General features: G+C 76.2%; 26 protein-coding genes and 1 riboswitch. Of the genes, 16 read left to right on the top strand and 10 right to left on the bottom strand.

Annotated features, from left to right (window positions below):
• Window position 1: 1 nt before the first annotated feature.
• On the bottom strand, window positions 2-631 hold the full coding sequence (locus tag ACI79Z_RS15230) for a TetR/AcrR family transcriptional regulator (protein ID WP_456903108.1): 630 nt from the start codon (window positions 629-631) through the stop codon (window positions 2-4).
• Between the two features lie 112 nt (window positions 632-743).
• Here ACI79Z_RS15230 and ACI79Z_RS15225 point away from each other — a divergent pair, with 112 nt between their 5' ends.
• The 6 genes from ACI79Z_RS15225 (at window position 744) to fmdA (ending at window position 7678) form a co-directional block, all read left to right on the top strand.
• Entirely contained in the window at window positions 744-2075 is a 1332-nt protein-coding gene (locus ACI79Z_RS15225; protein WP_387989872.1) for an MFS transporter, read from the top strand.
• A 52-nt stretch (window positions 2076-2127) separates the two neighbouring features.
• Entirely contained in the window at window positions 2128-2652 is a 525-nt protein-coding gene (locus tag ACI79Z_RS15220) for a hypothetical protein (RefSeq protein WP_456903107.1), read from the top strand.
• Between the two features lie 39 nt (window positions 2653-2691).
• Window positions 2692-4224 carry a gluconokinase gene (locus tag ACI79Z_RS15215; protein ID WP_456903106.1) on the top strand — a complete coding sequence of 511 codons (1533 nt, stop codon included), beginning with the start codon at window positions 2692-2694 and terminating at the stop codon, window positions 4222-4224.
• Window positions 4225-4309: 85 nt separating this feature from the next.
• Window positions 4310-5884 carry an FMN-binding glutamate synthase family protein gene (locus ACI79Z_RS15210; RefSeq protein ID WP_456903105.1) on the top strand — a complete coding sequence of 525 codons (1575 nt, stop codon included), beginning with the start codon at window positions 4310-4312 and terminating at the stop codon, window positions 5882-5884.
• Between the two features lie 137 nt (window positions 5885-6021).
• A complete protein-coding gene (locus ACI79Z_RS15205; protein WP_387989884.1) occupies window positions 6022-6300 on the top strand; it encodes an FmdB family zinc ribbon protein in 279 nt (92 codons plus the stop codon).
• A 124-nt stretch (window positions 6301-6424) separates the two neighbouring features.
• The gene (gene fmdA / locus ACI79Z_RS15200; RefSeq protein WP_456903104.1) at window positions 6425-7678 is read left to right on the top strand and encodes a formamidase; all 1254 of its coding nucleotides are present in this window, start codon (window positions 6425-6427) and stop codon (window positions 7676-7678) included.
• A gap of 57 nt (window positions 7679-7735) precedes the next feature.
• On the opposite strand, the gene ACI79Z_RS15195 is transcribed toward fmdA, so the two are convergent.
• Window positions 7736-7918, bottom strand: coding sequence for a hypothetical protein (locus tag ACI79Z_RS15195; RefSeq protein WP_387989889.1), 183 nt, complete (start codon window positions 7916-7918; stop codon window positions 7736-7738).
• Window positions 7919-8052: 134 nt separating this feature from the next.
• On the opposite strand from ACI79Z_RS15195, the gene ACI79Z_RS15190 reads away from it, so the two are divergent.
• Both ACI79Z_RS15190 and ACI79Z_RS15185 read left to right on the top strand, forming a co-directional pair.
• On the top strand, window positions 8053-8373 hold the full coding sequence (locus tag ACI79Z_RS15190; RefSeq protein WP_456903103.1) for a hypothetical protein: 321 nt from the start codon (window positions 8053-8055) through the stop codon (window positions 8371-8373).
• Between the two features lie 76 nt (window positions 8374-8449).
• On the top strand, window positions 8450-9205 hold the full coding sequence (locus ACI79Z_RS15185; protein WP_456903102.1) for an AmiS/UreI family transporter: 756 nt from the start codon (window positions 8450-8452) through the stop codon (window positions 9203-9205).
• Here ACI79Z_RS15185 and ACI79Z_RS15180 read toward each other — a convergent pair.
• Entirely contained in the window at window positions 9202-9825 is a 624-nt protein-coding gene (locus ACI79Z_RS15180; protein WP_387989898.1) for an FMN reductase, read from the bottom strand. The two genes, ACI79Z_RS15185 and ACI79Z_RS15180, sit on opposite strands and share 4 nt — an antisense overlap.
• Window positions 9822-10991, bottom strand: coding sequence for an LLM class flavin-dependent oxidoreductase (locus tag ACI79Z_RS15175; RefSeq protein WP_387989900.1), 1170 nt, complete (start codon window positions 10989-10991; stop codon window positions 9822-9824). The genes ACI79Z_RS15180 and ACI79Z_RS15175 overlap by 4 nt, the downstream gene beginning before the upstream one ends.
• A gap of 259 nt (window positions 10992-11250) precedes the next feature.
• On the opposite strand from ACI79Z_RS15175, the gene ACI79Z_RS15170 reads away from it, so the two are divergent.
• From ACI79Z_RS15170 to ACI79Z_RS15145, 6 genes are all read left to right on the top strand, one after another.
• Window positions 11251-12147: a hypothetical protein gene (locus tag ACI79Z_RS15170; protein ID WP_456903101.1), complete on the top strand. Its 897-nt coding sequence runs from the start codon at window positions 11251-11253 to the stop codon at window positions 12145-12147.
• 151 nt (window positions 12148-12298) lie between these two features.
• A riboswitch (cyclic di-AMP (ydaO/yuaA leader) is annotated at window positions 12299-12459 on the top strand.
• Between the two features lie 241 nt (window positions 12460-12700).
• Window positions 12701-13627: an aggregation-promoting factor C-terminal-like domain-containing protein gene (locus ACI79Z_RS15165; protein ID WP_456903100.1), complete on the top strand. Its 927-nt coding sequence runs from the start codon at window positions 12701-12703 to the stop codon at window positions 13625-13627.
• 7 nt (window positions 13628-13634) lie between these two features.
• Window positions 13635-14294: a class I SAM-dependent methyltransferase gene (locus ACI79Z_RS15160; protein ID WP_456903099.1), complete on the top strand. Its 660-nt coding sequence runs from the start codon at window positions 13635-13637 to the stop codon at window positions 14292-14294.
• 23 nt (window positions 14295-14317) lie between these two features.
• Entirely contained in the window at window positions 14318-15157 is an 840-nt protein-coding gene (locus ACI79Z_RS15155; RefSeq protein WP_387989910.1) for an SDR family NAD(P)-dependent oxidoreductase, read from the top strand.
• Window positions 15158-15174: 17 nt separating this feature from the next.
• On the top strand, window positions 15175-15903 hold the full coding sequence (locus ACI79Z_RS15150; protein ID WP_456903098.1) for a DUF72 domain-containing protein: 729 nt from the start codon (window positions 15175-15177) through the stop codon (window positions 15901-15903).
• A gap of 66 nt (window positions 15904-15969) precedes the next feature.
• A complete protein-coding gene (locus ACI79Z_RS15145) occupies window positions 15970-16392 on the top strand; it encodes a hypothetical protein (RefSeq protein WP_387989916.1) in 423 nt (140 codons plus the stop codon).
• Here ACI79Z_RS15145 and ACI79Z_RS15140 read toward each other — a convergent pair.
• A complete protein-coding gene (locus tag ACI79Z_RS15140) occupies window positions 16380-17651 on the bottom strand; it encodes a M18 family aminopeptidase (RefSeq protein ID WP_456903097.1) in 1272 nt (423 codons plus the stop codon). The genes ACI79Z_RS15145 and ACI79Z_RS15140 overlap by 13 nt on opposite strands.
• An 80-nt stretch (window positions 17652-17731) precedes the next feature.
• On the opposite strand from ACI79Z_RS15140, the gene argG reads away from it, so the two are divergent.
• On the top strand, window positions 17732-19180 hold the full coding sequence (gene argG / locus ACI79Z_RS15135; protein WP_387989921.1) for an argininosuccinate synthase: 1449 nt from the start codon (window positions 17732-17734) through the stop codon (window positions 19178-19180).
• Between the two features lie 49 nt (window positions 19181-19229).
• Here argG and ACI79Z_RS15130 read toward each other — a convergent pair whose 3' ends face one another.
• Window positions 19230-19622 (bottom strand): VOC family protein, encoded by a 393-nt coding sequence (locus tag ACI79Z_RS15130; protein ID WP_456903096.1) that lies wholly within the window; start codon window positions 19620-19622, stop codon window positions 19230-19232.
• Window positions 19623-19644: 22 nt separating this feature from the next.
• On the opposite strand from ACI79Z_RS15130, the gene ACI79Z_RS15125 reads away from it, so the two are divergent.
• A complete protein-coding gene (locus ACI79Z_RS15125) occupies window positions 19645-20550 on the top strand; it encodes a pentapeptide repeat-containing protein (protein ID WP_456903095.1) in 906 nt (301 codons plus the stop codon).
• On the opposite strand, the gene ACI79Z_RS15120 is transcribed toward ACI79Z_RS15125, so the two are convergent.
• From ACI79Z_RS15120 to ACI79Z_RS15105, 4 genes are read right to left on the bottom strand one after another with little or no spacing between them, the layout of a single operon-like run.
• Window positions 20471-20929 (bottom strand): hypothetical protein, encoded by a 459-nt coding sequence (locus ACI79Z_RS15120; protein WP_456903094.1) that lies wholly within the window; start codon window positions 20927-20929, stop codon window positions 20471-20473. The genes ACI79Z_RS15125 and ACI79Z_RS15120 overlap by 80 nt on opposite strands.
• 38 nt (window positions 20930-20967) lie before the next feature.
• On the bottom strand, window positions 20968-21366 hold the full coding sequence (locus tag ACI79Z_RS15115; RefSeq protein WP_387989932.1) for a hypothetical protein: 399 nt from the start codon (window positions 21364-21366) through the stop codon (window positions 20968-20970).
• On the bottom strand, window positions 21363-22787 hold the full coding sequence (gene pntB / locus ACI79Z_RS15110) for a Re/Si-specific NAD(P)(+) transhydrogenase subunit beta (protein WP_456903092.1): 1425 nt from the start codon (window positions 22785-22787) through the stop codon (window positions 21363-21365). Before pntB ends, ACI79Z_RS15115 begins: the two co-directional genes overlap by 4 nt.
• Before the next feature lie 5 nt (window positions 22788-22792).
• Complete coding sequence (locus ACI79Z_RS15105; protein WP_387989938.1) at window positions 22793-24325, bottom strand: Re/Si-specific NAD(P)(+) transhydrogenase subunit alpha; 1533 nt, start codon at window positions 24323-24325, stop codon at window positions 22793-22795.
• Window positions 24326-24440 lie beyond the last annotated feature (115 nt).

Here is a 24440-nt window from a genome sequence, read left to right as displayed (position 1 = left end):
CTCAGCGGCGGGCGACGAGCCCGACCAGCACCTCGGTGGCGACGTCGGTGTCCTCGGCCAGGGAGCCGGCCTCGCCGCGCTCGACCCGGGCGAGCATCAGCTCGTTGAGCCCGCCGACCGCGGCGACGACGAGCGCGCGGTCCACCGCCCGCACCTCGTCGGGGTACCGCTCGGCCATCTCGGCGGCGACCCCGCGGATCAGCTCCACGTAACGGTCGATGACCTGCCGCCGCAGGGTGAGCGCGTGCCGGCCGGCGGCCTGCACCTCGACCAGCGCCGCCCAGGCCACCTCCGGGTTGGCGGCGAGCACCTCCAGGTAGGCCCGCACGGCCGACCGCAGCCGGTCGCGCCAGGCCAGCCCCTCGGCGGCCGCCCGGTCCTGCGCGGCGCGCACGGTGGCGAGCACCTTGTCGGTGGCGCGGGTGTAGAGCTCGAGGAGGCAGTGCTCCTTGTCGCGGAAGTGCGCGTAGACGACGGTCTTGGACACCCGGCCCTCGCGGGCGATGTCGGAGACCGTCGTCGCGCGGTAGCCCTTCTCGGCCATGCAGGTGGCCAGCGCGAGGAGGATGCGCACCCGGCGGTTGGCGTCGTCCTCGGTCAGGTCCTCGGGGGAGACCAGCGCGGCGGCCACCCCGCCGATCGTAGGGCCGGGCAGCCCCCGTCCGGGGTGCGCTCGGGCGCGCCGTGAGGCGACTCACCGGAGATCCGGGAACAGACGGTCCGCCGCAGCTGTCGTCCTCCCCGTGACGCCCGCGACCGCCGCCCGCACCCCGCTGCGCGCCTACGCCGTCTGGCTCACCGCGCTCGCCGCCTACGTCGTCGCCGTCTTCCACCGCGCCTCGCTCGGCGTGGCCGGGGTGGAGGCGCAGGAGCGGTTCTCCGCCGGGGCGTCCGCGGTCTCGCTGTTCCTGGTGCTGCAGCTGGCGGTCTACGCCGGGCTGCAGGTGCCGGTCGGGGTGGCGCTGGACCGCTTCGGCTCGCGCCGGCTGATCGTCGCGGGCGGGGTCACCATGGCCCTCGGCCAGCTGGTGCTGGCGCTGGCCACCGACGTCCCCACCGCCGTCGCGGCCCGCGTGCTGGTCGGCGCCGGCGACGCGATGACGTTCATCAGCGTGCTGCGGGTGATCGGCTTCTGGTTCCCCGGCCGCACGGTCCCGCTGGTCACCCAGCTCACCGGCATCCTCGGCCAGCTCGGGCAGGTCGTCGCCGCCTACCCGCTGGTCGCGCTGCTGCACACGGCCGGCTGGCGCAGCACCTTCCTCGGCGCGGCGGCGGTCGGCGTGCTGGTCGTCGTCCTGGTGCTCGCCACGCTGCGCGACGCCCCGCCCGGCGTCGAGCCCGCCACCCCGGCGGGGCTGGCCGAGGTGCGCCGCAACCTGGCGCTCACCTGGCAGGAGTCCGGCACCCGGATCGGCCTCTACACCCACCTGGTCACCCAGTTCTCCGGCACGGTCTTCGCGCTGCTGTGGGGCTATCCCTTCCTCGTCGTCGGGCAGGGGCTGTCCCCGGCGACGGCGGCCGGGCTGCTCACGCTGCTGGTCGTCGTCGGCATGGGGGTCGGGCCGCTGCTCGGCCGGCTGTGCGGGCGCTGGCCGCTGCGCCGCTCGGTGCTGGTCCTCGGCATCCTCGCCGTCACCGCCGCCACCTGGACCGTCGTCCTGCTGTGGCCCGGCCGCGCGCCGCTGTGGCTGCTCGTGCTGCTGGTCGTCGTGCTCGGCACCAACGGCCCCGGCTCGATGATCGGCTTCGACTTCGCCCGCACCTGGAACCCGGCCGAGCGGCAGGGCAGCGCCAGCGGCGTGGTCAACGTCGGCGGCTTCGTCGCCTCGCTGCTGACCGTCCTGGCGATCGGCGCGGTGCTCGACGTCCTCACGCCCGGCGCCTCGACCGCCTACGACCTCGACGCCTTCCGCGCCGCGTTCGCCGTCCAGTACCTGTTCTGGGCGATCGGCCTGGTCGGCGTGCTGCGCCACCGCCGGGCGCTGCGGGCGCGGCTGGCCCGCGACGGCGTCGTCCTCGCCCCGCTGGTGACGGCGGTCGGCGCCCGGCTGCGCGGCGGGTCCGCCTACCGCTGACCCCGGCCGCGGGGGCGCCGCCCCGGCCGCCCGTGCGCCAGGATCGGGCGGCGTGGAGGCCACCCGCCCCGACGCCGCCGGCGCCGAGGCCTACGACCCGGCGGCCTGGCACGACCTCGCGGTGGCGGCCGTCGGCGCCACCGCGGCGCTGACCGGGCTGCTGTTCGTCGCGGTCTCCATCAACCTCGGCCGGATCCTCGCCTTCCCGACGCTGCCCCGCCGGGCCGCGGCCACGCTGGTGCTGCTGGTGGCGCTGCTCGCCGCGGGCGTGTTCGTCCTCGTCCCCGGCCAGCCGGTGCCCGCCCTCGCGGCCGAGCTCGCCGGCACCGGTGTCCTGCTCGCCGCCGGCGGCGCGGCGGAGCTGGTGCGGGTCCCGGCGGAGGCGGACGCCCCGCGGGCCCGCCGCGTCCTCGCGGCGGGCCTGGTGCTGCTGCCCGCCGGCGCGCTGCTGGCGGCGGCGCTGTCGCTGGTCCTCGGGGCCGGCGGCGGGCTCTACTGGCTGGTGGGGGCGCTGGTCGGCGGGATCGCGGCGTCCTGCCTGAACGCCTGGGTGCTGCTGGTGGAGATCCAGCGCTGACCTCGCGGCCGCCCTGCGGCTGCGGGCAGGATCGCCCGCATGGACGTCGTGGTCGGGCTGGACAGCGGGACCACGGCGACCAAGGCGGTCACCGCCGGCACCGACGGGCGGGTGCGCGACCTGGTGAGCGTCGGCTACCCGCTGTCGGTGCCGGCCCCCGGCCGCGCCGAGCTCGACGCGCACCGGCTCGCCGGCGCCGCCGTCGAGGCGCTGGCCGCCGTCAGCCGGGCCGCCCGCGAGCGCGGCGACCGGGTGGTCGGGATCTGCCTGTCCGCGGCCATGCACGGCCTGGTCCCCATGGACGACGACGGCCGCCCGCTGGGGCCCGTGGTCACCTGGGCCGACGACCGCGCGGCGGGCTTCGCCGAGGCCCTGCGCGCCGACGGCCGCGCCGGCGGGCTGCACGCCCGCACCGGGACGCCGGTGCACCCCATGTCCCCGCTGCTCAAGCTCGCCTGGATGCGCGCCGAGGAGCCCGGCCGGCTGGACGCGGTGCCGCGCTGGGGCGGGGTCAAGGAGCTCGTGGTCTCCGCGCTGCGCGGCGGCCCGCAGGTCCTCGACCGCTCCTGCGCCTCGGCCACCGGTCTCTACGGCATCCGCACCGGCACCTGGGACGCCGAGGCGCTGGACGTGGCCGGGATCCGCCCCGGGCAGCTCGGCGAGGTCCTGCCCACGACGACGGTGCTCGAGGGCCTGCGCCCGGAGGTCGCCGCGGCCACCGGCCTGCCCGCGGACACGCCGCTGGTCCTCGGCGCCTCCGACGGGGTGCTGGCCAACCTCGGCATCGGCGCGGTCCGCCCCGAGGTCGCCGCCGTGTCGCTGGGCACCAGCGGCGCGATGCGCGTCGTCGTCCCGGCGCCGACCGTCGACCCGGCGCACCGGCTGTTCTGCTACGCGCTCACCGACGACCACTGGGTGGTCGGCGGCGCGGTCAACAACGGCGGCTCGGTGGTGCGCTGGGCCGCCCAGGCGCTCGCCGAGGGGGAGGGGGTCACGGGGGAGGACGCCGACGCCCTCGACGCCCGGCTGCTCGAGGAGGCCGCCGCGGTGCCCCCCGGCAGCGCCGGGCTGCTGTGCCTGCCCTACCTGCTGGGGGAGCGGGCGCCGTGGTGGCGGTCCGGGCTGCGCGGGGCGTACGTCGGGCTGCGCCGCGAGCACCGGCGGGGGCACCTGGTGCGCGCCGCCGTGGAGGGGGTGTGCCAGCAGCTGGCGCTGGTCCGCGACGCGTTCTCGGCCACCGGCCTGCCCGTGACCGAGGTGCGGGCCACCGGCGGCGCGGTCGCCTCGCCGCTGTGGGTGGCCACGCTGGCCGCGGCCCTGGACCTGCCGGTGCGGGTCGCCGACTCCCCGGAGGGCACGGGTCTGGGCGCCTGCCTGCTCGGCCTGCACGCGCTCGGCATGCTGCCCGACCTCGACGCCGCCACCGCTCTGGTCGGCGTCTCCGACCCGGTCGGACCCGACCCGGCCGCCGCGGACCTCCACCGGCGGACCCGCCCGCTGGTCGAGCGGTCCACCCGCGCGCTCGAGGACGTGCTGCGCACCCTCGACGCCCTCGACGACACCCCGCGCTGAGACGGCGGGCCGCGCCGGGCCGCGGACGGCCGCGTTCCGGGCCACGATGTCAGCCCAGACCGCAGGGGCGCGGAGGGAGAGTGCGATGAGGGGTGCGGCGCGGGCCGCGGTGGCCGGACTCGGGGCGCTGGCGGCGGTGGCCGCCCGGGACCTGGCGCAGCGGGAGCACACCCTGCTGCGCAACTTCCCGGTGATCGGCCACGCCCGCTACCTGCTGGAGTCGATCGGCCCGGAGCTGCGGCAGTACCTGGTCGCCGGCAACAACGAGGAGCGGCCGTTCACCCGCGACCAGCGGCGTTGGGTGTACGCCTCGGCCAAGGGCGAGAACAACTACTTCGGGTTCGGCACCGACAACGACCTCGAGTACACGGCCGGCTACCCGGTCATCAACCACCGCACCTTCGGCCGCGCCGTCCCGCCGTCGCACCCGCACTCGGCGGCCGACGTCGCGATCCCGTCGGCGAAGGTGCTCGGCGGCCCGCGCGGGCGGGCCAGGGCGTTCCGGCCGTCGTCGGTGGTCAACGTGTCGGCGATGAGCTTCGGCTCGCTGTCCGGGGCCGCGGTCGAGGCGCTCAACCGCGGCGCGGCGCTGGCCGGGTGCCTGCACAACACCGGCGAGGGCGGGCTGTCGGTGCACCACCGGCACGGCGGCGAGCTGGTGTTCCAGATCGGCACCGCCTACTTCGGCTGCCGCGACGAGGCCGGCCGGTTCGACCTCCAGCGGCTGAAGGACCTCGTCGGGTCCGCTCCCGTCCGGGCGCTGGAGGTCAAGCTCAGCCAGGGCGCCAAGCCGGGCCTGGGCGGCGTGCTGCCGGCGGCCAAGGTGACCGCCGAGATCGCCGCCGCGCGCGGGGTGCCCGAGGGCGTGGACTGCGTCAGCCCGTCCCGGCACGCGGAGTTCACCGACGCCGACAGCCTGCTCGACTGGGTGGAGCTGCTCGCGGCCGAGACCGGCCTGCCGGTGGGGATCAAGTCCGCGGTCGGCGACCTGGCCTTCTGGGACGAGCTGACCCGGCTCATGGCCGACACCGGCCGCGGCGTCGACTTCGTGACCGTCGACGGCGGCGAGGGGGGCACCGGCGCCGCGCCGCTGATCTTCACCGACTCAGTGTCGCTGCCCTTCCAGCTCGGCTTCGCCCGCGTGTACAGCACCTTCGCCCGCCGCGGGCTGGCCGAGCAGGTCACCTTCGTCGGCGCCGGCAAGCTGGGCCTGCCCGACAACGCGGTGGTGGCCTTCGCGCTGGGCTGCGACATGGTCAACGTGGCCCGCGAGGCGATGCTCGCCATCGGCTGCATCCAGGCGCAGAAGTGCCACACCGACACCTGCCCGACCGGCGTCGCCACCCAGAACGCGTGGCTGGCGCACGGCCTGGACCCGGCGCTGAAGTCGGTGCGGCTGGCCAACTACGTGGCCACCCTGCGCCGGGACCTGCTCAAGGTGGCCGAGGCGTGCGGCGTCGAGCACCCGGGGCTGATCGACACCGGCTCGGTGGAGGTGCTCACCGGCCGGACGGCGTCGCGGCCGCTGTCGGAGGTCTACGGCTACGAGCCCAGCTGGGGCCTGCCCTCGGCCGCGGACCGGGCGGAGGTCGTCCGGATCATGACGGCGGAGGCCCCGCAGGGCGGGTCCGCGGCGCCGTCGGAGGACGCCGCCCGCTGAGCCCACCCGCGGTCACCACCCGGGGGCCGCCCGTGGCGACGCGCTACCGGCGGGGTCGAAGGTCCCGCCGGTCCGTCCGGGCCCGTCACTAGCGTCGCCCGCTCCCGAGTGGTCCCGACTTCCCCGCGGAGGCCAAGATGGCGGCCTACCTGTACCGGTGCCCGGCGTGCGGCCCGTGGGAGGTGCGGCGGCCCATCGGCACCGCGCAGGCCGAGGAGCGGTGCCCCTCGTGCGGCGACACCGGCCGGCGCGTCTACACCGCCCCGCTGCTGGCGCGCACCCCGGCGCCGCTGGCCGCGGCGCGGTCGCGCGAGGAGGCCAGCGCCGACGCGCCCGCCGTGACGACGGCCGTGCCGCCCGCCCCCCGTCGCCCGGTGCGGCGCGACCCCCGGTGGAGCGCCCTGCCCCGGCCCTGACCAGCCCGCGCGGCGGCCCCGGGCCGGGTCGCCGTCGCCTCCCCGGCTCCCGCGCGGAGCCGCCACGAACGGCCCGCGGACGCGGGTCGGCCCTCCCGTCAACGGAGATCGGAGTGTGGGGGACATGCCAGACGTCGTCTTCACCGTCGACCAGGCCAAGTCCATGCGGGACCAGGCCGTCCCGGGGCACAACCGCTGGCACCCGGACGTACCCGTCGCCACGATGGTCCGGCCCGGGCAGGACATCCGGGTGGAGTGCCGGGAGTGGACCGACGGCCAGATCGGCAACAACGACTCGGCCAACGACGTCCGCGACGTCGACCTGAACCGGGCGCACATGCTCAGCGGCCCGATCGGCGTCGAGGGTGCCGAGCCCGGTGACCTGCTGGTCGTCGACATCCTCGACCTCGGCCCGGTGCAGGCGCCGCAGGAGTACGGCGAGGCCCCCGGACAGGGCTGGGGCTACACCGGCATCTTCGCCAAGGCCAACGGCGGCGGCTTCCTGACCGACTACTTCCCGGACGCCTACAAGGCGATCTGGGACTTCCACGGCCAGGTGGCGACCTCCCGGCACATCCCGGGCGTCCGCTACACCGGCCTGACCCACCCGGGGCTGTTCGGCACCGCGCCGTCGGCCGACCTGCTCGCCCGGTGGAACCGGCGGGAGAAGGCCCTGGCCGACACCGACCCCGACCGCGTGCCCGCCCTGGCGCTGCTCCCGCTGGAGGACCAGACCCTCGGCGGGACGGCGTCCGGCGACGTGCTGGACGGCATCGCCCGGGACGGCGCCCGCACGGTGCCGGCCCGAGAGAACGGCGGCAACCACGACATCAAGAACTTCTCCCGCGGTTCCCGCGTCTTCTACCCCGTGCACGTGCAGGACGCGAAGCTGTCCGGCGGCGACCTGCACTTCAGCCAGGGCGACGGCGAGATCACGTTCTGCGGTGCCATCGAGATGGGCGGGTTCATCGACTTCCACATCGACCTGATCAAGGGCGGCATGGAGACCTACGGGGTGACCACCAACCCGGTGTTCATCCCGGGCAACGTCGAGCCCCGCTACTCGGAGTTCCTGACCTTCATCGGGATCTCGGTCGAGCACGAGGAGGACCGCAACCTCTACCTGGACGCCACGCAGGCCTACCGCAACGCCTGCCTCAACGCCGTCCGGTACCTGCAGAAGTTCGGCTACTCCGGCGAGCAGGCCTACCTGCTGCTCGGGTCGGCGCCGATCGAGGGCCGCGTCAGCGGGGTCGTCGACATCCCGAACGCCTGCTGCTCGCTGTACCTGCCGACGGCGATCTTCGACTTCGACGTGAAGCCGTCGGCGTCGGGGCCGGTCCGAGCCGACCGCGGGCAGTGCGCCGTCACGTCCTGACCGCCCGGCGGGTCCCGGCGCACGCCGGGACCCGCCCGCCCGGGCCGGGCGCCGCCCTCAGGCGGCGTCCGGCTCGGGGAACGGCTGGGGGAGGGGCCGGCGGACGGAGGGCCGGGCGGTCACCACGACCGGCCCGCCGCAGTTCCAGCAGGTCGGGTCGTCGTCACCGTCCTCCGCCACGTCCTGCCCGCCGACCTCGCACGGCGCGCACGTCCACACCACCTCGACCCGGAGTTGCACGGATCGCTCCTCACACGAGCACTGCACGGCTCCCGGATGTTCGAGGCCGGGGAGACGGGTACCCGGCGCGCCGTCCGCCCAACCGGGACCGGGGGTCACCGACCGTGGCGGGACGCCGGGGAGGGAGGCGGCAGGTGACCGACGAGGTCCCGCGGATCGAGCGCCACGAGGCGGCCGACCGCGCCGGCAAGGCCGCGCTGCGGGCGGCGCACGACCTCACCGTGGGGCTGTCGTCCGACGACGACGTGCCCGAGCCGGTCGTCGTCCGCCGGGGCGGTCCGCACCGCTCCGTCGGCGGGCTGGCCGACCTCATCGACAGCGCCCTGCAGGAGAACGAGGCCCTGCAGGAGGACGAGGCCCTGCAGGAGGACGAGGCCCTGCAGGAGGACGAGGCCCTCGAGGAGGACGAGGCCGTCCGGGAGAACGAACGGGAGTCCGGGGAGCCGGGCTCCTGACCGCCGGCGCGACCGCCGCCGGCACCAGCCACGGGGGACGTCCGCACCGTCGCGGGACCCGAGGAGATGACCGCACATGGGAGCCGTGGGACTGCTGTACGTGGGAGCCGTCCTGGTCGTCAACGGCCTGATGCTGCTGGGGCTGGTGGACGCCCGCGCCGCCGCCCCGCTCAACCTGTTCGTCGGGGCGCTGCAGGTGGTGACGCCGACCGTCCTGCTCGTCACGGCCGACGGGGACACGGCCACGATCCTGGCCGCGTCGGGCCTCTACCTGTTCGGCTTCACGTACCTGTACGTGGGGATCAACCTGCTCGCCGGCCTCGACGGCACGGGGCTGGGCTGGTTCTCGGCGTTCGTCGCGGCGTGCGCGCTGGTGTACGCCGGGCTGAACTTCTTCTACGTCGAGCCGCGGGACCCGGGCTTCGGCGTCATCTGGCTGTACTGGGCGGTGCTCTGGGCGCTGTTCTTCGTCGTCCTGGGGCTGAAGCGGGAGGAGTTCACCCGCTACACGGGCGCGATCGCCGTCGTCGCCGGGCTGCTCACCGCCGCCCTGCCCGCGTTCCTGCTGCTCACCGGCTCCTGGGCCGACTACACCGGCACGTGGGCGGTCATCCTGGCCATCGTCCTGGCGGCCAGCCTGGTGCTGGCGTACCCGCGGCTGCGGGGCCGCCCGCAGCCGGCCGTCCCGCCGGCCGCGCCGGTGCCGGCCGGGCCGCCGGCCGCGCCGGAGGGCGTGCCGGTCGCCCGGCAGGCCCCCGAGCGCGACACGGCGCGGCCCGCCGACCCGCGCGGCGGCGGGTCGTCCCAGGCGCCGGTCCAGGACCGGTCCTAGGCGGTGCCCCGGAGGAGGTCCTCGAAGGAGGGGACGTCGGTGAACGGGTCGGCCGGGCGGGCCGCCGCCGGCCGGCCCGTGACGACGTCGGCCAGCTCGCCGGCCGCGCGGGTGATCCGCGCGGCCAGCTCCTGGCCGGCGCCGTCCCCGCCGGCCCAGTCCTCGCTCGCCGCGAAGACCGCCGTCGGCACGGTCACCGCGCGCAGGTAGCTGAACAGCGGCCGCACGGCGTGCTCGAGCACCAGCGAGTGCCGGGCGGTGCCGGCGGTCGCCGCGAGCAGCACCGGCGTGCCGGTGAGCGCGTCCTTGTCCAGCACGTCGACGAAGGACTTGAACAGGCCGCTGTAGGAGGCGGTGAACACCGGCGTGACCGCGATGACCGCGTCCGCGCCGGTCACCGTCGCGACCGCCGCGCGCAGCGCGGCGTTGGGGAAGCCGGTGACGAGCGCATCCGCGACGTCGCGGGCGTGCTCGCGCAGCTCGACGACCTCGACGGTGGCGTCCTCGCCGCGCTCGCGCAGCGCGGCGACGGTCGCCGCCGCGAGCCGGTCGGCCAGCAGCCGGGTCGACGACGGGACGCCGAGCCCCGCGCTGACGACGGCCAGGGTGCGGGTGGTCATCGGACGGACACCTCCTCGCGGGCGTCGTCGGCACGGCCGGTGACGTCGTCACCCGCGGCGTACACCGTGGAGTCCTGCGCGCCGCCGCGCGCCGCCACCCGGGCGGCGTGGGTCGGGGCGTCGGGCACGTGCGCCGGCTTGAGCGCGGCGAACTCGCGGCGCAGCACCGGCACGACCTCCTCGCCGAGCAGGTCCAGCTGCTCGAGCACGGTCTTCAGCGGCAGGCCGGCGTGGTCGATCAGGAACAGCTGCCGCTGGTAGTCGCCGACGTAGTCGCGGAAGCCGAGGGTGCGCTCGACGACCTGCTGCGGGCTGCCCACCGTCAGCGGCGTCTCCCGGGAGAAGTCCTCGAGCGAGGGCCCGTGCCCGTAGACCGGCGCGTTGTCGAAGTAGGGCCGGAACTCGGCGACGGCGTCCTGGCTGTTCCTCCGCATGAACACCTGCCCGCCGAGGCCGACGATCGCCTGGTCGGCGGCGCCGTGGCCGTGGTGCTCGAACCGGGACCGGTAGAACTCCACCATCCGCTGGGTGTGCTCCTTCGGCCAGAAGATGTGGTTGTGGAAGAAGCCGTCGCCGTAGTAGGCGGCCTGCTCGGCGATCTGCGGCGAGCGGATCGAGCCGTGCCACACGAACGGCGGGACGCCGTCCAGCGGCCGCGGGGTGGAGGTGAAGCCCTGCAGCGGGGTGCGGAACCGGCCCTGCCAGTCCACGACCTCCTCGTCCCACAGCCGGCGCAGCAGCGCGTAGTTCTCCACCGCCAGCGGGATGCCGTTGCGGATGTCCTGACCGAACCACGGGTAGACCGGGCCGGTGTTGCCGCGGCCCATCATCAGGTCGACGCGGCCGTCCGCGAGGTGCTGCAGCATCGCGTAGTCCTCGGCGATCTTCACCGGGTCGTTGGTGGTGATCAGCGTGGTCGACGTCGACAGCTGCAGCCGGGAGGTCTGCGCCGCGACGTAGGCCAGCGTGGTCGTGGGGGAGGACGAGAAGAACGGCGGGTTGTGGTGCTCACCGAGCGCGAAGACGTCGAGGCCCACCTCCTCGGCCTTCTTCGCGATGGTGACGACGGCCTTGATCCGCTCCGCCTCGCTCGGCGTCCGCCCCGTCGTCGGGTCGGTCGTGACGTCGCTGACCGTGAAGACCCCGAACTGCATCTCGTGCTCCATGTGGTTGAGAGTGCAACTACTGTACCCGGCCCAACGACCCGCCCCCGCCGGGCATTCCCGACGCCTCCGTGACCGTACTGAGACCTCTCGACCGCGCTCGGTGACCGGCCCGGCACGTCCGGGCGCGACCGGTCCGGACGCCCCGCGCGCGTCCGTGTCGACCCGTCCGGCCGCACCCGGCGGGTGGAACTCTGTGATCACCCCCGACCGGCGCGCCGGTGGGGGGCCGGATCGGACGGCGCACCGAGGGGGAACCGGGATGTCGCTGCGGGGACGGGGAGCTGCTCCCGACGGGACCGGGGACGGCACCGCGGAGCCGCCTCCGGGACGTGGGCTCGACGGCCTGCTGGGCACCGGGCCGGTGTTCACCGGGGCGGTCCGCGGCTACGACCGCGTGCAGGTGGACGACTACGTCGCCTGGGCCGAGACCGAGCTGCTGGTCCTGCGCCGGGAGAACGAGCACCTGCTCAGCCGCTACGCCGCCGCCTCGGCCAAGCTGCAGAACGCCCGCCGGCGGCTGGCCCAGCTGGTCCGCGAGCGGCAGAGCCTGCCCGGCCCCGAGGACGCGGCCGCGATCGTGCGGCGGGCCGAGGAGGAGGCCGCCGCGCTGACGGCCGCCGCCGAGGAGGAGGCCGGGCGGATCCGCGCCGAGGCGCTCGCCGAGGCGCAGGCCCGGCTGTCCGGGGTGGCCGAGATGCGCGAGGCGGTGCTCGCCGCCCGCGAGCAGACCCGCAGCGAGGCCGCCGCCGTCCTCGAGGCCGCGCGCCGCGAGGCGGCCCGGCTGGAGGAGGCGGCCGCCGCGGAGCGCGAGCGGCGGGACCGCGAGGCCGCCGCGGCACGGGCGCGGGCCGACGCCGAGGCGCTCGAGCGCCGGCACGCCGTCGAGGCCGAGCTCGAGCCCCTGCGCGACGAGCGCGACCGGGCGCGCGACTGGCTGCGCCTGCTGACCGGGCAGCTGGACGAGGCGCTCGCCGTCGTCACCGGCGTCGTGCCCGACGACGTCCCCGCCCTCGGCGACAAGCGGGGGCTGGCCCGACTGGAGGAGTCCGCCGGTGGACTCCGGGCGGAGTCGCGTCCGGCGTCGTCCGGGACGGACGTGTCCGACGTGACACCGCTGCACGGGCCCGGCCGGCCCGAGGTGGCCGCGGCCTCCTGACCAGCGGCGACGCGGGGGCGGGTTCCGGGACGAGGGGGTCCGCCCCACCCGTCACGGCCGCACCTCCGGCCCCGGCGGTTGTCACGAACCGGTAACGACCGTACGGTGGCTGGCGTCCGGCTGGTCGTCAGGTCCCCGTCCTGGGGAGCCCGGCCGGACGCCGCCGAGTCGTGTCCGCGCCCGTGGACGCGAGCCGGGGACCCACCGCAGTACTGGGGTGAATCGCGCCCGCCGAGCTCCGGCCCGGCGCGCGTAGGGCTCCTTCCCGCCCGAACCCGTCAGCTAACTCGGTAGGCGGCTCACGGAAGAAACGGAGAGTCCCCGCATGCCCCGCCTCCGGGCCGAAGCGGCCCGCAGGTGCAGCTGCCCGCGCGCACACCGCGCTCCCGCGTCCGCCTGACGCCGGCCGCCCCTGCCCTGCCGCTCCCTGCGACGACGTCGCCGGGGACCCCGTAGTCCGCGACACCCGTAGCCCCGCGCCGCACGCGCATGCCCGAGGTCCGCCTCCGGGCCCGCTGCCGCGCGCACTCTCCCTCGGAGCCCTCACCCCCTCATGTCCCGCCACGTCCCGAACACGCCTGCCGACGCCCCCGCGACCGTCGAGCTCGCCACCGCCGACACCCCCGACACCGCCGCCGAGACCACGGCCGGCACCGCCACCCGCGAGCTGCCCGCGGTCGCGGACGCCGCCGAGGCCCCCGCCCGCCGGCGCCTGTTCCGCCGCGGCGGCCCGCCGCTGGGCCCGCGCCGCCCGGCCCTCCTGCTCGGCGCCGCCGCCGCCGGCGCGCTGATCGTCGGCGTCGTCTCCACCAGCGGCCCCGCCGCCTCCGCCGGTACCGACACCGCCGGCACCGCGGTCAGCGTCGCCGACGAGCTGGGCATCCCCGAGCAGCAGGCCGCGACCGCCCCCGACCTGACGTCGCTGGCCGACATCGCCGCCTCGCGCGCCGAGCGCAGCGCGCAGGAGGCCGGTGCCGCCCACGCGCAGCTCGCCGCCGAGCAGGCCGAGCGCGACCGCCAGGCCGCCGAGGCCGAGGCCGCCCGCGTCGCCGCCGAGCAGGAGGCCGCCCGCGTCGCCGCGGAGCAGGAGGCCGCCCGCCAGGCCGCCGAGGCGCAGGCCGCCGCCGAGGCCGCCGCCGCGCAGCAGGCCGCCGAGGAGCAGGCCGCCGAGGAGGCCGCGCCCGCCGCGCCCTCCGGCTCCTTCAAGGACTACGCGCTGAGCAAGGTCGGCAGCGGCGAGCAGTTCTCCTGCCTGGAGAAGCTGTGGGGCAAGGAGAGCGGCTGGAACCCCAACGCCCAGAACCCCACCAGCACCGCCTACGGCATCCCGCAGTTCCTGGACTCCACCTGGGCCAGCACCGGGATCGCCAAGACCTCCGACGGCTACCGCCAGATCGACGCCGGCCTGATCTACATCGAGGAGCGCTACGGCTCGCCGTGCGACGCCTGGGCGCACAGCCAGGCCACCGGCTGGTACTGATCGACACGTGATCCATCGAGGGCCGGCCACCCGGGTGGTGCCCGCGGGGTTCGTCCGCGCGCACACCCAGGTGCGCCGGCCCTCGCTCGTCCCCGAGGTGCGGCTGCACGTCGCCGACGACGTCGTCGCCCTGTGGGAGGCGATGGAGACCGCGGCCGGCGGGGCGGGCGGGGAGCCGCCGTTCTGGGCCGCCGCCTGGCCCGGCGGGCAGGCGCTGGCCCGCCACCTGCTCGACGAGCCCGCCACCGTCACCGGCCGCACGGTGCTCGACCTCGGGTCGGGCAGCGGCCTGGTGGCCGTCGCCGCCGTCCTCGCCGGTGCCCGGTGGGTGCTGGCCAGCGACGTCGACCCGTTCTCCCGGACGGCGGTCGGCGTCAACGCCGGCCTCAACGGCGTCGCGGGCATCAGCGTCACCGGCGACGTGCTGGACCGCGAGCCGCCCGCCGTCGACGTCGTCGTCGCCGGGGACGTCTGCTACGACCGGGAGATGACCGGGCGGGTGCTGCCCTTCCTCGACCGGGCGCGGGCCCGCGGCTGCGAGGTGCTCGTCGGCGACCCCGGCCGCCCGTACCTCCCGCACGAGCGGCTGGAGTCGGCCGCGGTGTACGAGGTCCCCGAGACGGAGGGGCCCGGGCTGCGCCGGACGACGGTGTGGCGGCTGCCCTGAGCGCCGCCGGATACGGTCGCCGCGTGCGCCCCTACGCCTTCACCGGTACCGCCGTCGTCACCGGGGCGGCCAGCGGCATCGGCGCCGCGCTCGCCCCGCGGCTGGCCGCCCGCGGCAACGACCTCGTGCTGCTCGACCGCGACGCCGAGCGGCTCGAGGGCGTCGCGGCGGCGGTGCGCGCGGCCTCCCCGGGCCGGTCGGTGGCCACCGTCGTCGCCGACCTCGCCGACGCCGGGCAACTGCGCGCGGCCGCCGACCGGGTCGTCGCGGACCACCCGGGGACGACGCTGCTGGTCAACAACGCCGGCGTCGCGCTGGGCGGGCGGTTCGACCAGGTGACCCTCGAGGAGTTCGAGTGGGTCGTGGACGTCAACTTCCGCGCCACCGTCCGGCTCACCCACGCGCTGCTGCCGACGCTCCAGGCGCACCCCGGGTCGCACCTGGTGAACGTCTCCAGCCTGTTCGGGCTCATGGCGCCGGCCGGGCAGGCGGCGTACGCGTCGAGCAAGTTCGCCGTCCGCGGGTTCACCGAGGCGCTGCGGCACGAGCTGGCCGGGGACGGCGTCGGCGTGACCAGCGTGCACCCCGGCGGCATCGCCACCCGCATCGCCGAGACCGCCCGCGTCGCCAGTGGCGCGGACCCGGCGGAGGCCGAGCGGGGCAAGCGGGAGTTCGCCAGGCTGCTGCGGTACCCGGCCGGCCGCGCCGCGCAGCGGATCGTCGACGCGGTGGAGCGGCGCCGGCCGCGGCTGCTCATCGGCGCCAGCGCCGTCGTCCCCGACGTCCTGGTGCGCCTGGCGCCCGGCTCGTACGGGAGGGTGCTCGCCGCCGCCACCCGCCTGGCCGCCCTGCGCCGGGCCTGACCGCGCAGGGGGGGCCGGTGGCCGTCCACGTCGGCACGTCGGGCTGGAGCTACGACCACTGGGAGGACGTCCTGTACCCGCCGGGGACGCCGTCCCGCGACCGGCTGGCCCACTACGTCCGCCGGTTCGGCACCGTCGAGCTCAACGCCAGCTTCTACCGCTGGCCGCGCACCGCGACCTTCGCCGGGTGGCGGCAGCGCCTGCCCGAGGGCTTCCGGCTGTCGGTCAAGGCCCCGCGCGGGCTGACCCACGCCAAGCGGCTGTACGCCCCGGAGGCCTGGGTCGAGCGGATGACCGCGGCCTGGCACGAGCTGGGGCCCCGGCGGGCGGTGCTGCTCGTCCAGCTGCACCCGGCCGCCGCCCGCGACGACGCCCGGCTCGACCACTTCCTCGGCCTGCTGCCGGACTGGATGCGGGTGGCCGTGGAGTTCCGGCACCCCAGCTGGCACGACGACGGCGTGTTCGCGCTGCTCGAGCGGCACGGCGCCGCCTACTGCGTGATGAGCGGCGCCGGCCTGCCGTGCGTGCTGCGCGCGACGGCGCCGTTCGTCTACGTCCGGCTGCACGGGCCCGACGCCGCGCACCTGTACGCCGGCTCCTACCCCGACGCCGACCTGCGCTGGTGGGCCGACCGGATCGGCGAGTGGGCCGGGCAGGGGCGCGACGTCTACGCGTACTTCAACAACGACGGGTACGGCCACGCGGTCCGGAACGCGGAGACGCTGCGCGCGCTGACCGGCGGCTGAGGTCCGCAGCCGCGAGACTGGGTCCGGTTCCCGCCGACCGGGGCGGGCGGGCCGGGGGAGGTGCGCGTGAGCGAGTCCGAGGACAGGCCCCGCGACGGCGGGCTGGTGGCGCGGTCGGTCGAGGAGTTCGTGGCGCAGCTGCGCGGCTTCACCGACCGGGCCACCCGGCTGGCCGCCGGCGCCGTCCCGTCGGGGCTGTCGCTGCCGCGGCTGCCCTCGCCGCCCGGGGCGATGTCGGCGGCGCAGGTGCGGTCGATCGCGTCGTCGGTGCGGGCGCAGCGGCAGCTCGTCGAGGGTCTGGTGGGCCAGTTGCAGGCCTTCGACGAGCAGCTGGCGGTCTTCGAGCGGATCCTCGAGCCGCTCGTCGAGTGGAGCGGCACGTGGGCGCGGCTGGAGGAGTCCTTCGCCGACGTCCTCCGCCGCTCCCCGTCGGACCGGCCGGCCGACCGGCCCACCGGCCAGGAACCGCCGCCCGCTCAGTCCTCGTAGCAGGCGGTCAGCGCGGCCACCACCAGCGGCACGTCGAGCGCGGAGGCGAGCTCGCGGCAGGAGTGCATGGCCAGCATCGGCGCGCCGACGTCGACGGTCGCCACGCCCAGCCGGGTGGCGGTCAGCGGGCCGATCGTCGAGCCGCAGGGCAGGTCGGCGCGGGAGACGAAGTACTGCACCGGCACGCCCGCCTCGGCGCACCGCTCGGCGAACCAGCCGCCGCCGACCGCGTCGGTGGCGTAGGCCTGGTCGGCGTTCACCTTCAGCACCGGGCCGCCGCCGAGCTGCGGGGTGTGGGCGGGCTCGTGCCGGTCGTACCGGGTCGGGTGGACGGCGTGCGCCATGTCCGCCGAGACCAGCCGGGACCGCGCGAGCGTCCGGGGCAGCGCCTGCGGGTCCGCGGGGTCGGTGACGGCGACCAGCCGGCGGACGACGTCCTCCAGGAAGCTGCCGCGCGCCCCCGACGTCGAGCCGCTGCCCACCTCCTCGTGGTCGTTGGCGACCAGCACCTGGGTGCGCTCGCCGGGCGCCGCGCCGACCAGCGCCGTCACGCCGGCGTGGCAGCTGGCCAGGTTGTCCAGCCGCGGCGCCGCGACCCACGTGCCGTCGGCGCCGGCGGGGGCCGCGGGCTGGGTGTCGGCCAGCACCAGGTCGTGCCCCACGACGTCGCCCGGCGATGCCCCGACGGCCGCGGCGAGCGCCTCGGTGAGCCCGGGCTCGGTGTCCAGGTCCCGCGACCAGACGGGGACCAGGTGCCGCTGCGGGTCCAGCGTCAGCCCCTCGCGCACGCTCCGGTCCAGGTGGACGGCCAGCGACGGCAGCCGCAGCGGGGCGCCGTCGAGCCGGACCAGCGCGGTGCGGCCGCCGCGCAGCACCACCCGCCCGGCGACGGTCAGCTCCCGGTCCAGCCAGGTGTGCCACAGCCCGCCGCCGTACGGCTCGACGCCGACCAGCCGGTAGCCGGCCTGCCGGACGTCGGACCGCGGCCGGACCCGGAAGGTGGGGGAGTCGGTGTGCGCGCCGACCAGCCGCATGCCGGCGTCGGCGAGCGGGGCGCTGCCCAGCCGGAACGCGACGAGGCTGCCCTGCCGCACCACGAAGTGCGCCCCGCCGGGGGCGAGCCGCCACGCGTCGGCCTCGGCCAGCTCGGTGAACCCGGCGGCGGTCAGCCGGCGGGTGAGCTCGGCCACGGCGTGGAACGGGGAGGGGGCGGCGTCGACGAGACCGCGCAGGTCGTCGCCGAGGGAGAGGTCCGGCACTCCTGCGATCCTGCCCCACGGCCCGGGCGCCCCGACCCCCGCCCGTGAATGGTCATGCGCGGACGTGCATAATCTCTCTCGTGTCCAAGGTGCTCACGTCCCTGCCCGTCGGCGAACGCGTCGGGATCGCCTTCTCCGGTGGTCTCGACACCTCCGTGGCGGTCGCCTGGATGCGCGACCGGGGCGCGGTCCCCTGCACCTACACCGCGGACATCGGCCAGTACGACGAGCCCGACATCGCCTCGGTGCCCGGCCGGGCCACCGCCTACGGCGCGGAGGTCGCCCGGTTGGTCGACTGCCGCGAGGCGCTGGTCGAGGAGGGCCTGGCGGCCCTGACCTGCGGCGCGTTCCACATCCGCTCCGGCGGGCGCAGCTACTTCAACACCACCCCGCTCGGCCGCGCGGTCACCGGCACGCTGCTGGTGCGCGCCATGCTCGAGGACGACGTCCAGATCTGGGGCGACGGCTCGACGTTCAAGGGCAACGACATCGAGCGGTTCTACCGGTACGGCCTGCTGGCCAACCCCTCGCTGCGGATCTACAAGCCGTGGCTGGACGCCCGGTTCGTCGAGGAGCTGGGCGGCCGCAAGGAGATGTCGGAGTGGCTGACCGCGCACGGCCTGCCCTACCGGGACAGCGCGGAGAAGGCCTACTCCACCGACGCCAACATCTGGGGTGCCACCCACGAGGCCAAGCGGCTGGAGCACCTCGACGCGAGCATCGAGATCGTCGAGCCGATCATGGGCGTTCGGTTCTGGGACCCCGCCGTCGAGATCGAGACCGAGGACGTGACGATCGGCTTCGCCAACGGGCGGCCGGTCTCGGTCAACGGCAAGGAGTACGCCTCCGCCGTCGACCTCGTGCTCGAGGTGAACGCGATCGGCGGCCGGCACGGGCTGGGCATGTCCGACCAGATCGAGAACCGGGTCATCGAGGCCAAGAGCCGCGGCATCTACGAGGCGCCGGGCATGGCGCTGCTGCACGCCGCGTACGAGCGGCTGGTCAACGCCATCCACAACGAGGACACCCTCGCCACCTACCACACCGAGGGCCGGCGGCTGGGCCGGCTCATGTACGAGGGCCGGTGGCTGGACCCCCAGGCGCTCATGCTGCGGGAGTCGCTGCAGCGGTGGGTCGGCATGGCCGTCACCGGCGAGGTCACGCTGCGGCTGCGGCGCGGGGAGGACTGGTCGGTCGTCGACACCACCGGCCCGGCCTTCAGCTACCACCCGGACAAGCTGTCGATGGAGCGCACCGAGGACCCCGCCTTCGGGCCCACGGACCGGATCGGCCAGCTGACCATGCGCAACCTCGACATCGCCGACTCCCGCGCCAAGCTCGAGCAGTACGCACGGCTCGGCATGGTCGGCGGCGGGGCCGAGCCCGCCGTCATCGGCGCCGCGCAGGCGGCCGCCACCGGGTTGATCGACCGGATGACCGAGGGCGGCGCGCAGGCGATCGCCGGCCGCACCACCCCGGTCGACGACGAGGCGCTCGACCGCGCCGCGATGGAGTCCGGCACCGACTAGGGACCGGGCCGCCTTTCGCGCGCGAAAGGCGGAGCACGGCCGCCGCGTCTCAGCCGGGCGGGCGGACGTCCACCCGGAGCGGGTGGTCGGCGGGGACCTCGACGAGCACGATCGCCACGCCGTCGGGGTCCTCGACCGTCGCCTCCAGCAGGCCCCAGGGCATGCGCCCGGGCTCCGCGACGACGGGGACGCCGGCCCCGGCCAGCCGCGCCACCTCGGCGGCCAGGTCGCGCACCTGCACCCACAGCGCCAGCCCGCGCGGGCGCTGGTCGGCCCGGCCGGACACCTCCAGCAGGCCGTTGCCGAGGAAGAACACCAGCCCGCGGTGCCCGGGCGGGCCGAACTCGCGGTACACGGCCAGCCCGAGGACCTCGCGGTAGAACGCCTGCGAGCGCGCGGGGTCGGTGGGCCGCAGGAGCACGCGGCTGCTCAGCACGTCCATGCCCGCGGCATACCCTCGACCGGTGACCCCTCCCGCCCCGCCGGCGGCCGCCCCCGCCGACCGGCGGCGGGACCTCGCCGCCGACTGCTCGTCCTGCGCCGGGCTGTGCTACGTGCTCCCGGCGTTCGCCGCGTCCGCGGACTTCGCGATCGACAAGCCGGCGGGCCGGGCCTGCGTCCACCTCACCGCGGACGCCCGCTGCGGCATCCACGCCGACCTGCGGCAGCGCGGCTTCCCGGGCTGCACGGTCTTCGACTGCTTCGGCGCCGGCCAGCGGCTGGTGCGGGCCGCCGCCGTCGAGCGCCCGGCCGCCGACCCCGGCGTGGCGGCGGCGTTCCCCGTCCTGCGGCAGCTGCACGAGCTGCTCTGGTACCTCACCGAGGCGGCCGCGCTGCCGCTGCCGGCCGGCCTGCACGACGAGGTCACGACCGCTCTCGGGCGCACCGAGCGGCTGGCCGCGGGCTCACCGGCCGAGCTGGCGGCGGTCGACGCCGGAGTCGTCCGCGCGGAGGCGGGGGAGCTGCTGGGCCGGGTCAGCGCCGCCGTCCGCCCCGGTGGGCAGGACCGGCGCGGCGCCGACCTGGTCGGCGCCGACCTGCGGAGGACCGACCTGCGCCGGGTGAGCCTGCGCGGTGCCTACCTGCTCGGCGCGGACCTGCGCGGGGCCGACCTCACCGGCACCGACCTGCTCGGCGCGGACCTGCGCGCGGCCGACCTGCGCGGCGCCGACCTCACCGGCGCGCTGTTCCTCACGCGCCCGCAGGTGGCCGCCGCCCGCGGCGACGGCGGCACCCGGCTGCCCGCCGTCCTCGGGCGCCCGGCGCACTGGACGGCGGCCGCACCGGGCGTCAGCCGGCCGCGTCCGAGTCGTCGGGGCGGTCGTCGGGGCGGTCGTCGGGGCGGACGCGGCGGCGCAGCAGGCCGGTGACCCCGGCGACCCGCGACTGGGCCTGACGCAGCGTCGCGATCATCGGCATCAGGTCCTCGTCGATGGTGCGGATGATGTCCGGCACCGCCTCGACGGCGGGGTCGTCGAGCACCCGCCCGACCCGCTCCAGCCCCGGCTTGAGCGCCCGCACCGGTTCCTCCAGCTCGCCGACCAGCCCCTCCAGCCGCTCCGCGGTGCGCTGCGCCGACGCGATGGCCGACGTCGCCGTCGAGGTCGCTGCGATGAGCTCCCGGACGGCGGAGTTGAGGTCGGTCAGCGTGCGCGGCAGCTGGGCCAGCGCCTCGGTCTGCGTCTGCAGGAGCGTGAGCAGCTCCGTGAGGCCGGGGATCTTCGGCATGCCGAGGCGGAAGGGGTCCACGTCGTCCACCGTCGCGCCCGTGCCGACCGCCCCGCAACTCAGCCCGGCAGCACCTCGCGCCAGCGCCGCCCGGCCGCGCGGCCGTCGCGGACGTCGGCCAGCCCGCGCAGCGCGTCGAGGTCGGCGAGCGCGTGCGGCGGCAGCGTCCCGGTGAGCACCCCGACGGTGCCCACCGACGACGCCAGCACCGACGGCCGCGGCGGCGGCATGCCGTTCGGCCGGACGAAGGTGACCTTCCACCGCTGCCCGGCCGCCGACAGCCTCAGCCCGCCGCCGAACCACCACCACGGCCACGAGACGTCGGTGACCGCGCCCAGCGGCACGTCGAACACCGGGGTGTCGCTGACGAACGCCAGCCCCCGCCCGTCGGTGGCCAGGAAGCCCGGCACGTTGCGCAGCCCGCCGATCAGCCACGCCGGGCTGACGAGCACGCTCACAGCGCCCGCAGGATGTCCTCGACGCGCTCGCGCGCGTCGCCGAACAGCATCCGGGTGTTCTCGCGGAAGAACAGCGGGTTCTGCACGCCGGCGTATCCGGTGCTCATCGACCGCTTGAACACGACGACGTGCTCGGCCTCCCACACGTGCAGCACCGGCATGCCGGCGATCGGGCTGCCCGGGTCCTCCGCCGCGGCCGGGTTCACCGTGTCGTTGGCGCCGATGACCAGGACCACCGACGTCTTCGGGAAGTCGTCGTTGATCTCGTCCATCTCCAGGACGACGTCGTAGGGCACCTTCGCCTCCGCCAGCAGGACGTTCATGTGCCCGGGCAGCCGGCCGGCGACCGGGTGGATGCCGAAGCGGACCGGCACGCCCTTGTCCGACAGGGTGCGGGTGAGGTCGGCGACGGCGTTCTGCGCGTGCGCGACCGCCATGCCGTAGCCGGGGGTGATGACGACGCTGTCGGCGTCGCGCAGCAGCTGCGCGACCTCCTCGGCGGTGGTCTCGGTGTGCTCGCCCTCGACCGTGCCGGCCCCGGTGGTGCTGCCCTCGTTGCCGAAGCCGCCGGCGATGACCGACAGGAACGAGCGGTTCATCGCCTGGCACATGATGTAGGAGAGGTAGGCACCCGAGGAGCCGACCAGCGCGCCGGTGATGATCAGCAGGTCGTTGTCGAGCAGGAAGCCCGACGCCGCGGCCGCCCAGCCGGAGTAGCTGTTGAGCATCGAGACGACGACCGGCATGTCGCCGCCGCCGATCGAGGCGACCAGGTGCCAGCCCAGCGCCAGCGCCAGCACGGTGACCGCGGCGAGCACGCCCAGGCCGGGCGAGACGACGAAGACGACGGTCAGGACGGCGAACGCCGCGAGCGCGCCCAGGTTCAGCGCGTTCTTGCCCGGCAGCACCAGCGGGTTGCTCCTGATCCGCGCCGACAGCTTGAGGAACGCGACGATCGAGCCGGTGAAGGTGACCGCGCCGATGAAGACGCCGATCGCGACCTCGGCGGAGTGGATGCCGACCGGCAGGCCGAGCTCCTCGGCCTCGCCGGCCCCGCCCCCTGACGACCCAGCACCCTCGACCGACAGGTAGCCGTTCCAGCCGACGAGCACCGCGGCGAGGCCGACGAAGCTGTGCAGCAGCGCGATGAGCTCGGGCATGCCGGTCATCTCGACGATGCGCGCCCGCCACAGGCCGATGGCCGCGCCGAGGGCCATGGCGACGGCGATCAGCCCGACGGCGAGCGCGTCGCCGTCGCGCCAGGCCAGCCCGACGGTGGCGACCAGGGCGACGGCCATGCCGGCGATGCCGTAGGCGTTGCCCGCCTTGGCGGTCTCGTGCCGGGACAGGCCGGCGAGGCTCAGGACGAACAGCAGGCCGGCGACGATGTAGGCCGCGGACGCGGCGGTGGTGGCGGTCATGGCGGTCAGGCCCTCCGGAACATGCCGAGCATGCGGCGGGTCACGGCGAAGCCGCCGAACACGTTGATGCTGGCCAGCAGGACGGCGAGGAACGCGAGCACGGTGACCACCGTGCTGACGTGGCCCAGCTGCAGCAGGGCGCCGACCACGATGATCCCGGAGATCGCGTTGGTGACGCTCATCAGCGGGGTGTGCAGCGCGTGGTGCACGTGCCCGATGACGTAGAAGCCGACGACGACGGCGAGCGCGAACACCGTCAGGTTGCCGATGAGCTGGTCGGGGGAGAACGCGGCCAGCAGGAACAGCAGCGCGGCGGCCAGGCCCACCAGCGCGGCCCGCCGCCGGGGGCTGGGCGCCTTCCTCTCCGGTGGCGGCAGCGGCGCCGGTGGCGGCGCGGCGGCGGCCGGGGCGGCGGAGACCTGCACCGGCGGCGGGGGCCACAGCAGCTCGCCGTCGCGGGTCACGGTCATCGCCCGCTGCACCACGTCGTCCGTGTCCAGGACCAGCCGCCCGTCCTTGCCGGGGGTGAGCAGCGTGAGCAGGTTGACCAGGTTGGTGGCGAACAGCTGCGAGGCCTGCGCGGGCAGGCGGGCCGGCAGGTCGGTGTAGCCGATGATCGTCACGCCGTTCGGGGTCACCACCACCTCGTCGGGCACCGAGCCGGCGACGTTGCCGCCCTGCGCGGCGGCCATGTCCACGACCACCGAGCCCGGCTTCATGCTCGCCACCATGTCCTCGGTGAGCAGCCGGGGCGCCGGGCGGCCGGGGATGAGCGCGGTGGTGATGACGACGTCGACGTCGCGGGCCTGCTCGGCGTACATGACGGCGGCCCGCGCGTTGAAGCTCTCCGACGTCACCGACGCGTAGCCGGTGCCGCTGCCGGCGGCCTGCTCCTCCTCGTCGGCCGGCACGCCGACGTACTCGCCGCCCAGCGAGCGCACCTGCTCGGCGACCTCGGGCCGCACGTCGGTGGCCCGCACGATCGCGCCCAGGCTGCTCGCCGCGCCGATGGCGGCGAGCCCCGCGACGCCGGCGCCGGCCACGAAGACCTTGGCCGGCGGCACCTTGCCCGCCGCGGTGACCTGCCCGGTGAAGAACCGGCCGAAGGCGTGCGCGGCCTCGACGACGGCCCGGTAGCCGGCGATGTTGGCCATCGAGGACAGCACGTCCAGCGACTGGGCGCGGGAGATGCGGGGGACGGCGTCCATCGCCAGGGCGGTGACGCCGCGGGCGGTCAGCGCGTCGAGCAGGTCGGGCGCCAGGGCCGGGGCCAGCAGGCTGACCAGCACCGCGTCCGGGCGCAGCCGGGCGACCTCGTCGAGGGTCGGGGCGTTGACGTGCAGGACGACGTCGGCGCCCCACGCCTCGGCGGCCGAGCCGATCCGCGCGCCGGCGGCGACGTAGGCCTCGTCGGGGCAGCTGGCCGCCTCCCCGGCGCCGGACTGGACGAGGACCTCGTGACCGAGGGCGCACAGCCGGCCGACGCTCGCGGGGGTCGCGGCGACCCGCGTCTCGTTCCGCCGGGTCTCTGCGGGCACACCGATGAGCACGCGCACTCCAACGACAGCTCGGGCCGGCGTCGTTGCCGGCGGGCCTGGGTGGTGCTGCGGGGGAGGCGGGCTCTCGCCACCCCGGGGCTGCATGGTGACAGGC

The organism is Geodermatophilus sp. SYSU D00663 (assembly GCF_054050655.1).
The sequence above is the reverse complement of the archived record's forward strand: the minus strand, read 5'-3'. Positions and strand labels throughout refer to the sequence as shown.